Origin of the sequence: Methylobacterium oryzae (assembly GCF_036441375.1) — a bacterium.
In the GTDB taxonomy this organism is placed as follows: domain Bacteria; phylum Pseudomonadota; class Alphaproteobacteria; order Rhizobiales; family Beijerinckiaceae; genus Methylobacterium; species Methylobacterium oryzae_A.
In genome coordinates this window covers 370,535-380,206 of sequence record NZ_MLCA01000007.1, presented here as the reverse complement: position 1 = coordinate 380,206, position 9,672 = coordinate 370,535, and the positions used below count along the sequence as shown (strand labels likewise).

Genomic DNA, 9,672 nt, shown 5'->3' with positions numbered 1-9,672 from the left:
CGGCCGCGGTCGGCGAGGTCCGCGGCGTGCCCGAGGTGATCGACACCGGCACCCTCAACCTGCGCGGGCGGGTCGTGCGCCTCCTGGGCGTCGTCGGCGAGCGCGGCCATCTCGCCCGGCAGCTCGCGAGCTACCTGCGCCGCCGCGATGTGGTCTGCACCGGGATCTCCGACGGGGCCACCGCCCGCTGCCGGATCGAGGGCGACGACCTTGCCGGGCTGATCCTCGCGGCGGGCGGCGCGCGGGCCTCGGAGGACGCGCCGCCGGATCTCCTGGGCGCGGAGGAGCAGGCCCGCGCCGAGCGTGTCGGGCTCTGGGGCCGGTGAGGCGCGCCGCCCGCGATCGTGTCGGCACGGGGGATGATCGAGCCCGTGCCGAGACCGCGGCGCGGGTCCCCTCTACCCGCGCGGGAGCGGGGGCGTATCGCGGCTGCTTCGGCCGGAGGCGCCCGTCTTCCGGACCCCCGCGACGCCGTCGGGAACGGCCCTAGCCCGCCGCGAGCTTCGCCAGCGTCCGCGGGTCCGGGGCGCCGTCGAAGTAGCGCGCCAGAGCGTCGGCGAAGAGCGGCTCGCCGGGCGCGGCGCGGGCGAACAGCGTCATGCTGGAGCGGAACTTCAGATCGTCCGGCGCGCCGAAGATCGCGTGGGCCGAGCGCCCGGCGACGGCGTTGACGGCCGCCGTGCAGGCGCGCAGGCGCGCGCCGAGCACCGGGTGTGCCGCGTAGGCCTCGGCCTCCGCGAGGGACCCGATGGCGTAGCGCCGCGCCATCGGGCTCGCGCCGAGACCGGCGATTTGCGGGAAGATGAACCACATCCAGTGGCTGCGCTTGTCGCCGGCCTGCAATTCCGCCAGGGCGCGCGGGTAGACGCCCTCCTGCGCGGTGACGAAGCGGCCGAGGTCGTAGATGTCGGTCATGCGCGGCTCCGATGGTCCGGTCCCGGTCCGTCAACCGCGCGGCGCGTGCCGCGGATGCAGGCGCGAAGGCGGGCTGGCGCAGACGCGATGTCCGGATTGGTGTAAGCGCCGCCCATGCTTGGAACGCTCGTCGCCTTCATGGTCGCGAACCCGGCGATGAGCCACGCGATGACGGCGGTCCCCGAGACCGCCGGGGTGGCGGCCGCGCTGATCCTGCTGCGCAGCCCCCGGCCGGAGGGCGTCGCGGCCCTGGTGGTCTCGACCTACTATTACGGCCGCGAGGCCGGGCAGCGGGAGCACGACATCAAGCACGCCGGCTGGGACGCCGTTCAGGCGCATCTCGGCGCCGAGTTCCTGTACGGCTGGTCGATGCCGAACCTGCAGCAATGGGTGGCGCCGACCTGCGCGGCCTGGGCGGTCGCGGCGGCGATCTACCTGATCCGGTCGCGGACGACGCGCGCGGCGCCCCTTGAGCCGCCGCGCCGCGGGCGGTCCTGACAGCTGCCCGCCCAGCCCGGCCATCCGTCGCGCGGTCGCGTGCTCCGGGTGCCTCGCTCAGGCGCGGGTGAACGGCCCGTCCGACGGCCCGATCTCGCTGCGGTCCCCGAGGAGCCGCCGGCCCGAGGCGATGATCTGGACCGTCTCGCGGCTGTCGCACTGGCGCCGCGCCAGGGCTTCCAGGTCGCGCAGGTAGTCGATCACCGGGCCGCGCTGTCGGTCGCCCCGGCCGATCACCGGCTCGACCTTTGCGGTCACCAAGTCGCCGACCGTGTCCCAGAATTCCGCCGGTCGGATCGCGGCGTCGCCCGTCGCAGGCAGGTGCATCGCTGGTCTCCTCTGGCCTCGCCGCCGCTCTTGTCGAGCGTTTCGCCCGCCCGCGCATTGACTCAAGTTGAAGACGGTCCCCCGGGCCGCACGGCTCGCGGCATCGTCATCCGCGCGCCGTGCGATCCGGCGGTGCGGCACCCGCTGCGGTGCCCATGGTGGGTCGCGCCGCCGCGTACCTTTCGGATGGACAGCAGGGAGCCCGTATGCCCGCCGACGACGTCCCAACCCATGATGGCCGCGCGCCCGAGCCTTCCCGGACGCGCGCGCGCCCGGCCGGGGAGAGCCGTCTCCGCTCGATCGCCAAGGCCGTGAGCTGGCGCATCGTCGGAAGCCTCGACACGCTGATCCTGTCCTACCTGTTCACCGGTAGCGTGCTGGTCGCCGGCTCGATCGCTTCGACCGAGACCGTGACCAAGACCGTGTTGTACTACCTCCACGAGCGTGGCTGGAGCCTGATTCCCCTGGGCCGCGCCTGAGAACCGTCCGGGAGGCCACGACACCTGCCATCGCCGCAGCGCGTCGCGCCGGCCCGCCCGAGCGGGCGCGGCGCCCCCGCCTCCCGCCGGTGTGACATCCTCGAGAGTTTCAGATCGGAGACCGCCGCATGCCGCAGATCACAGTCGGAGGACTCGGCCTCCGCTACCACCTCGAAGGACCCGAGGACGCCCCGGTCGTGGCCTTCTCGAACTCGCTGGGTGCGACCCTCGAGATGTGGGATGCGCTGATGCCGGCGCTCGGGGGCCGCTTCCGGACGCTGCGCTACGACACGCGCGGCCACGGCGGATCAGACACGCGGGACCAGCCGACCGCGGTCGCGGACCTGGCCGGAGACCTCGCGGGCCTGCTGGACGCCCTGGGGATCGGACAGGCCCATCTGGTCGGGCTATCCCTCGGCGGCATGACCGTGCAGGCGCTGGCGAGCGCCGATCCCGGACGGGCGCTCAGCGCCACCCTGATGGCGACGGCGGCCCACCTTCCGAGTCCGCAGAGCTGGGACGAGCGCGCCGCGACCGTGCGCGCCCAGGGACCGGCGGCCGTGGTCGAGGCGACGCTCGGCCGCTGGTTCACGGCGGGCTTCGCGCAGCGCGACCCCGAGGCGGTCCGGGCGGTGCGCGAGCGCTTCCTGACCTGCGATCCGGCCGGCTACGCCGTGTGCTGCGGCGCGATCGGGCGCATGGATCTCCGGCCGGCGCTTGCCGCCATCACCGCGCCGACCCTGGTGATCGCCGGCCGCGACGATCCCTCGACTCCCCCGGCCATGGCCGAGGAGATCTGCGGCGGCATCGCCCAGGCCGAACTCCTCGTCCTGCCCCGCGCGGCGCACCTGCTGGCCGTCGAGCGCGCCGAGGCGGTCGGTGGCTACCTGCGCGCCTTCCTCGATCTGGCCGCGCGGGGCGCATAGCCGCTCTCCGCGGCACCGCGCCGCGCGAAGCCGTCCGCGCGGTCGGCTCGGCCTCGGAATCGTGCGCCGGCCGGGCGGCGCGCTTCAGTGGCAGGCGATCCCGGCCTCGGCGGGCGACATCCCGCGCGCCAGCCGCCGTCCGGTGTGCAGCAGCGCCTGCCCGAGCAGCGCCACGGTCGCCGGATCACCGTCCTGCGCGGCCAGCCGGTAGGCGACGAGCAGCGCGTCGCCGAGCTCGCCGAGCAGATCCGTCGGCTCCGCGTCCGCGACCTCGATGGCCCTCTCGGCCCCGGTGTCGCGCCCCTCGACCGCCGCCGAACCGTTCGGCCCGTCGGCGATCGTGCACAGGTCCGCGCGTCGTCTCGCGTTCGCGTCGTCCTCTGGTGAGCCGTTGCGCATCGTGTTGGTCCCTCAACCGGTTCGAGGGTGCACCTACAGGTTGCGGGCCGTCAACTCTCCCGCGCGTGCCCGGCGAGCGGTCGAGCGTCGCAGCTCGGAATGGTCGAGCCCGGAGCCGGCCGGTCCAGTGCTCGCGAGCAGGTGGTTGGACGCGGGCGCGCCCGGGCTTCCGGGCGAGTTCGGCGCCTCGGATTACCCGCGGCAATCCACAACCTTCGCTTGCAGATCGATGGATTCGGGCGGCCCGACGAAGGTCGAGGGTCAGATCGAACGCAGCAAGGCCCCCGCGGTCGGCGCCGCGGGGGCCTCGCTCATCGACGCTCCGTCGGGAACGGCCAGCCGGTTTTACTTGATGAGGGCGAGGAGAGCCTTGCCGGCCTTGGAGTTCAGCTCCTTGGCGTCGAGGGTGCCGTCGTTGTCCGGGTCGGCCATCTTGAAGCGCTCGCCGACCGCCGCGAGGTACTCCTTCTTGTCGAGGGTGCCGTCGCTGTCCGGATCGGCCTGCTTCACGCCGGCCTGGCTCAGGCGGCCCTTCAGCTCGCGGGCGTCGAGCGTGCCGTCCGAATCCTTCTCGAGACGGTCGAAGGTCGCCGAGGCGACAGCCTCCACTTCCTTCATGTCGACGGTACCGTCGTTGTCGGTGTCGATCATCTTGACGGCGCTCGCCCCGCTCATCGGCTTGGCGAAGGCGGCCGGCGCAGAGAGGCCGCACACCGCGAGGGTCACCGCCGCGAAGCCACTGATGAAACGAAGGGTCATTGCCAGATGCTCCCGAAATTTGATGCTCGATCTTCCTAGTCGCCGACTCGCCGTGCTGCAAGTGCGAAATTCGACCCTGTGGGCGGATCGCGCTGTCTCCGCGGAGGGCCGCCAAGGACGCGCATAGAAAAGGGGGCCGGCGCGAACCGGCCCCCGAAGAGGGCGCACAATCGCCGTCGGGCGATTCGCGTGGTGCTTCAGTATCCGTCGCCGCGCCGCCCGGCGGGACGGCCGTCGTCGAACCGCTGTCGACGGTCCAGGCGGGCCCCCTCGTCCGCGCGGTCGCGCCGATACTCTGCGCGGCGGAAATCGCGCGCCCGCTGGGCGCGGAGGTCGACGCCCGGTCCGTCGGGACCGGCGTCGATTCGCTGCGCCGCCGCGGGAGCGACGCTCGCGGGGGAGGCGGCCAGGCCGGCGCCGGCAAGGCGAGTCTTCACGGAACACGCCTGCGTGCGTTCGGGGTCCGGCGCCTCCTCGCGCCGAAAGGTCCCGACTTTCTCCCGTCCTGCCGAGGTCGAGACAGGTCGGAGCGGATCAGGCGAGGGTCGCCAGGTCCTGAAACCAGTGCTGCGCCTGAACGTAGTTCTTCACCCGCGGCGACAGCGCGTGCGGATTGGTGTCGTGAACCACCCAGACCTGCACGGCGTCGTCCACGACGATTTCGTGGATGCGCGCCAGGAGGCGGTTCTGCTCGTCCACGTCGAGGCTGGCCTTCACCTTGTCGCAGAGGGCGTCGACCTCGGGATTGCGATAGTGGCTCCAGTTCACGCCGTTCGGCGCGATCTGCCGCGAATCGTAGAAGCGCAGGATCGCGTAGAACGGGTCCGAGGTGACGTAGGCGATGTTGCCGGCGCTGACGCCCTTGAGGCTCGGATCCGCGGCGCCCTGGCGCCACGCCGTGTAGGCCACCTCCAGCTCGACGGTCTTGAACTCCACCTGGATGCCGATCTCCGCCCAGCTCTGCTGGACGAACTCGTTGATCGGCAGCGACAGCATCTGCCCGGTGCCGCCGGTCGGGATCAGGACCGTGGCCTTCACGGGGTTCTTCACCGAGTAGCCGGCCTCCGCGACGAGCTTGCGCGCCGCCTCGACGTCGGTCCGGATCTTGAAACCCGGCTTGCCGAACCACGGGCTCGATTCCTGAACCTGCCCGACGGCCGGCTGGGCGAGGCCGCCCATCAGCTCGACGACGCCCGCGCGGTCGATGGCGAGGTTGGCGGCCTTGCGCAGGCGCAGGTCGCGCCACGGCGATCCCTCCAGCATCGACAGGTGGTAGTTCCAGACATGGGGCGTGTCGTTGCCGACGACTCGCATGCCGGCGGCCTTCAGGCGCGGCACCGCGTCGGGCGCGGGCGCCTCGATCAGGTCGACGCTGCCGGACAGGAGCGCGTTCACCCGGGCGAGGTCCTCGGGGACGCAGGTGAGGGTCAGCTTCGCGAGCTTGGGGACCCGCTTCGGGTTCCAGTAGCCGACGTTCGGCAGCAATTCGAGCCGCACCCGCGGCACCAGCTGCCCCATGCGGAACGGCCCGGTCCCCGAGGGCTCGAAGGCGAACTTCGCCCAGTCCTTGCCGACCTTCTCGTACTGCGCCGGCGACGAGATCAGGAACCAGAGCATCTGGTAGGGGAACAGGCTGTCGGGCGTCTTGGTGACGACCTGGACGGTCTTGGCGTCGAGCTTGCGGTAGCTCGCGACCCCGGGCAGGCGCGGGCGGACCTGGGCCGCCTGCCGCTGGTCGAAATGCGGCGCCTCCTTGTTCAGCACCTTGTCGAAGTTCCAGATCACCGCGTCGGCATCGAAGGCCGAGCCGTCGTGGAAGACCACGCCCTCCCGCAGGTGGAAGGTCCAGACCTTGGGATCGGCCGGGTCGGCTTCCCAGGCGGTGGCGAGCCCGGGCACCATCTTGCCGGGCCGGTCCGCGACGTCGAGTTCCCAGGCGACCAGGGGATCGTAGAGGGTCAGGCCGGTGAACTGGTAGCCGCCCGCACCCCGGTCCGGCTGGCCGGTGGTGAGCGGCAGGTCGGTCATGGAGATGCCGTAGGTCAGGGTGCCGGGGGCCGCGCCCTGCGCGCCGGCCCGGCCCGCCGCCCCCAGCGCCGCGAGGGCGACGCCCCCGGCCATCAGGGAGCGGCGTGTCGGCTTGATCGGGTCCATCGTGTCTCTCGGCTGAAGGCGCGGGCGCCGCACGGGGCGGCACCGGCCTTCAGGCGCGCGGCGGCGCGGCCCGGGTCTCGTCCCCATACTGCATACAGGATGATGCACGCATCGTGCCCAATGCCCGGCGGTGCCTCCCGGAGACGGCGCGGGTCAGGCCTCCCAGACCTGGCCGGGCCTGAGGGCGACGAAGCGCTCGGCCGGGATGCCGGCCCCGCCGAGGGCCGCCGCGAGCGCCTCGACGGGCCGCTCGATGCCCTCGTCGGTGAGCTGGAACGTGCCCCAATGGTGGCCGAGGGCCTGCTCGGCGCCGAGCAGGGTGAAGACCTTCACGGCCTCGGCCGGATCGACGTGCTGGGCCTGCATGAACCAGCGCGGCTCGTAGGCGCCGATCGGCAGCGTCGCGAGGCGCGGCGGCCCGAACCGGGCCCGGACGTCGGAGAACAGCGCGCCGTCCCCGAAGCCGGTATCGCCGACATGGTAGTGCACGCCGCTGGGCGAGGTGATCACGAAGGCGCACCACAGCGCCATCCGCCGGTCGTTGACGCCCCGGGCCGACCAGTGGTTCGCGGGCGTCAGGTGCACCTGCAGCCCGTCGCCGAGGTCGACCGACTGCCCCCAGTCGCGGGTCTCGACATGCATCGTGTCGTCGTAGCCGCGCAGGATCGTGTCGTTGCCCAGGGGCGCCACGATCAGCGGCTGGTGCGCCTGCCAGATTCGGGCGAGGCCCGGCCCGTCGAGATGGTCGTAGTGGTTGTGGGTGACCAGGACCGCGTCGATGGGCGGCAGGTCGGCGAGGGCGATGCCCGGCGGGTTGACGCGCTTCGGCCCGGCGAAACGGACCGGGCTCGCGCGCTTGGCGAAGACCGGATCGATCAGGATGTTCCGGCCGGCGACCTGCACGAGGTAGCTCGCGTGGCCGATCAGCACGACCCGCAGGCCCGCGACGCGCTCCGGCGGCCGGTCGGCGGGGTAGGGGCTGGGGAAGCTCTTCGGCCAGGGCTCGCGCTGCCGCTTGGCCTGCCAGCGCAGCACGTCCGGCAGCGCCTTGTCGGTCGACTGTCCCGGCAGGAAGAACCGCAGCCCGTCGAAATGGTCGGAGGTCGGGCCGCGGTAATAGGGGTTCCGGCCGCGTCGGTGCGCGGCGTAGCCGACGCCGCCGAGCGTCATGACCGTGGCCGCACTCGCGACCGTGAGCAGGCTGCGCCGTTTCATGGATCCGAGATGGCCGGAACCGAGGGGCGGTCAAGCGCTCCCAAGGCGCGGCGGGGAGCCTCAGGGACGTTTCAGGGGTGCGCTGAGCGCGCCCGGCTCACTCCACCATCTCGGCGGCGAGGGACAGGCGCGCCCGGTAGACCACCTTGCCGACGCCGTCGCGGACGCAGGCCACGTAATCCTGCCGCTCGACATCCGGCAGCATGTCGCGGGCGATCGCCGACATGATCCGGGTGACCTTGGCGCGGGCCGCCGGCAGGTCCGGCAGGTCGAACCCGACCTCATCGTGGATCGGCTGCGAGCCGTCGTGCAGGTCGATGAAGTAGCGGGGCATCGGCGCCAAGGGTCTCAAAGAGAAGTAATCTGGCGACAGGATTGATCTTGCTATGGTTAACAGCGCCTTAAAAGCCGAGGTTTGAGCCCGGCCGGCCGGCGTCGGTTGATCGCGCGAGCCGGTCTTGGGTCGTGTTGCCGCGCCGCCGACCGTTCCGGCGTTCCGGGGCGCCGCGGCCGAGCACGGAAGCAAAATTCGCAGTCGGAGCAAGCACCTGTCGCCCGGGCGCGCCCGGATCCCGGTCCACGCGCGCGGCCCGGGATGACGCCCGGAAGACCCTGAATAAGGGCGAGACAGGCCGTGCCGCCCATCCGACAGGCCCGGCGCGCCGAGGCAGCGCTCCGGTCCGCTCAGGAAGGCCGGCGGCCGGACGGGGTCCTCACACCCCGTCCGGCGGCAGCGCCTCCGTCACCTCGACGCGGCGGCTGCCGGCCGCCGGAGCCGTCTCCTCGGCGGCGACGTCGCTCTGGGCCGGCGCCCTGTCGAGCGCTTCGGCAACCGCCGCCACGCCCTGGTAGCGGGTCAGCCGCCGGTCGATCATGCCGTCGATCCGATCGTGCAACTCGGACACGGTCAGGCTGCGGCGCTTGCCGCCCGTCTTCTCGGTGAACAGGCTGCGGTTGGCCCGCGCCGCGGTGCGGAACTCGCGTCCGGCGACCTCGTCGGGCTTCTCGGAGGAGAGCGACAGGAAGCGCCCGGCGCTCGCCGTGCCGAGGAAATGGGCGAGGTACAGCTCGGTCGTGGTGAGCGCGCGCCCGACCCGGGCCTCGATCCGCTCGCGGTCGCGCTTGATCAGCTCGGCCGCCATCAGGGCGGCGACGCGCGGGTCGTTGCGCAGGCCGAGCACCCGGGCGCGCATGCCGCCCGCGACGGTGATCGCGGCGCCCCGGCCCTTCACGGCCGCGGCCTCCTCGGCGAGCCCGTAGCGCGCGCCGTAATCGCGGATCATCTCCAGCCAGGTGCGGGCGACGAACTGGAACAGGCCCTGCGCCGAGGACGTCGCGGCCTTCGCGTCCGTGTCGAAGCTCGATTCCTTGTCGGCCAGCGCCATCATGTAGACGGGATCGACGCCGGCCTCGTCGGAGGCCTTGACGATCGTGTCGACCACCTTGCGCGGTACGCTGCGCTCGCCGAACTTGACCGCGTCCTGACCCTGCTCCTGCGTGACCCGCGGCAAGGCCGCGAGGTCGTCCTGGATCAGGGCCGTGGTGGCGGGCTCCTGCTCCGGCACGGGCAGGCCGTTCCAGGCGTCCGTGGCCGGCGCGTCGGGCGCCGGGGCGGGAACCGCAGGACCGGACGCATGTTGAGACAGTGACTGCGCGGCGCGCGGGCTGGTGTCGACCCGGTCGTGGGCCTGGGCGGCCGGCGCGAAATAGGCGGGCGCGAAGGCGGCCTGCGGCAGGCCGAGCCCGGCGACGAGCCCCAGGGCCAGCGTCCCGGAGATGCGGCCGAGGCCGGTGCGGCGAAGTGACCGGCGCCCTGTCCCGCGTCCGGCCCGCGGCAGCCACGCCACGGCTTCATCCTCGCAATAGCCCGTGCCGTTCAGGGTCCGCGGCACGAGTCGGCTCACGTCGTCGGCGCAACGCGCCGGCTCCGGGAAAACCCCCATCATTGGTCCTCTTCAGATCGGTCCTTGCGTCCGCCCGGCTCTGGCGGCCGGGTTTTC

Annotated in this window: 12 protein-coding genes; 4 read left to right on the top strand and 8 right to left on the bottom strand. The window is 72.6% G+C overall.

Annotation, left to right across the window (positions count from 1 at the left end):
• Positions 1–326, top strand: a 326-nt coding sequence (locus tag MOTC310_RS16045; RefSeq protein ID WP_419539914.1) for a thermonuclease family protein, incomplete at its 5' end; no start/stop codon positions are given.
• Positions 327–486: 160 nt separating this feature from the next.
• Here MOTC310_RS16045 and MOTC310_RS16040 read toward each other — a convergent pair.
• Complete coding sequence (locus MOTC310_RS16040) at positions 487–915, bottom strand: DUF1810 domain-containing protein (protein WP_331302478.1); 429 nt, start codon at positions 913–915, stop codon at positions 487–489.
• Between the two features lie 114 nt (positions 916–1,029).
• On the opposite strand from MOTC310_RS16040, the gene MOTC310_RS16035 reads away from it, so the two are divergent.
• Entirely contained in the window at positions 1,030–1,413 is a 384-nt protein-coding gene (locus MOTC310_RS16035) for a hypothetical protein (RefSeq protein WP_331293759.1), read from the top strand.
• Positions 1,414–1,470: 57 nt separating this feature from the next.
• On the opposite strand, the gene MOTC310_RS16030 is transcribed toward MOTC310_RS16035, so the two are convergent.
• A complete protein-coding gene (locus MOTC310_RS16030; protein WP_331302477.1) occupies positions 1,471–1,740 on the bottom strand; it encodes a hypothetical protein in 270 nt (89 codons plus the stop codon).
• Positions 1,741–1,946: 206 nt separating this feature from the next.
• Here MOTC310_RS16030 and MOTC310_RS16025 point away from each other — a divergent pair, with 206 nt between their 5' ends.
• Positions 1,947–2,219 carry a DUF2061 domain-containing protein gene (locus MOTC310_RS16025; protein WP_331293756.1) on the top strand — a complete coding sequence of 91 codons (273 nt, stop codon included), beginning with the start codon at positions 1,947–1,949 and terminating at the stop codon, positions 2,217–2,219.
• A gap of 128 nt (positions 2,220–2,347) precedes the next feature.
• Entirely contained in the window at positions 2,348–3,145 is a 798-nt protein-coding gene (gene pcaD / locus MOTC310_RS16020) for a 3-oxoadipate enol-lactonase (protein WP_331302476.1), read from the top strand.
• An 84-nt stretch (positions 3,146–3,229) separates the two neighbouring features.
• Here pcaD and MOTC310_RS16015 read toward each other — a convergent pair whose 3' ends face one another.
• The 6 genes from MOTC310_RS16015 to MOTC310_RS15990 all read right to left on the bottom strand — a co-directional run bounded on the left by MOTC310_RS16015 (position 3,230) and on the right by MOTC310_RS15990 (position 9,615).
• On the bottom strand, positions 3,230–3,544 hold the full coding sequence (locus MOTC310_RS16015) for a hypothetical protein (RefSeq protein ID WP_331293752.1): 315 nt from the start codon (positions 3,542–3,544) through the stop codon (positions 3,230–3,232).
• 345 nt (positions 3,545–3,889) lie between these two features.
• The gene (locus MOTC310_RS16010) at positions 3,890–4,303 is read right to left on the bottom strand and encodes a CREC-EF hand family protein (protein WP_331302475.1); all 414 of its coding nucleotides are present in this window, start codon (positions 4,301–4,303) and stop codon (positions 3,890–3,892) included.
• A gap of 534 nt (positions 4,304–4,837) precedes the next feature.
• Positions 4,838–6,457, bottom strand: coding sequence for an ABC transporter substrate-binding protein (locus MOTC310_RS16005; RefSeq protein ID WP_331302474.1), 1,620 nt, complete (start codon positions 6,455–6,457; stop codon positions 4,838–4,840).
• A 153-nt stretch (positions 6,458–6,610) separates the two neighbouring features.
• A complete protein-coding gene (locus MOTC310_RS16000) occupies positions 6,611–7,672 on the bottom strand; it encodes an MBL fold metallo-hydrolase (protein WP_331302473.1) in 1,062 nt (353 codons plus the stop codon).
• 97 nt (positions 7,673–7,769) lie between these two features.
• A complete protein-coding gene (locus MOTC310_RS15995) occupies positions 7,770–8,006 on the bottom strand; it encodes a DUF6894 family protein (RefSeq protein ID WP_012320537.1) in 237 nt (78 codons plus the stop codon).
• Positions 8,007–8,385: 379 nt separating this feature from the next.
• Complete coding sequence (locus MOTC310_RS15990) at positions 8,386–9,615, bottom strand: transglycosylase SLT domain-containing protein (protein ID WP_331302497.1); 1,230 nt, start codon at positions 9,613–9,615, stop codon at positions 8,386–8,388.
• Positions 9,616–9,672 lie beyond the last annotated feature (57 nt).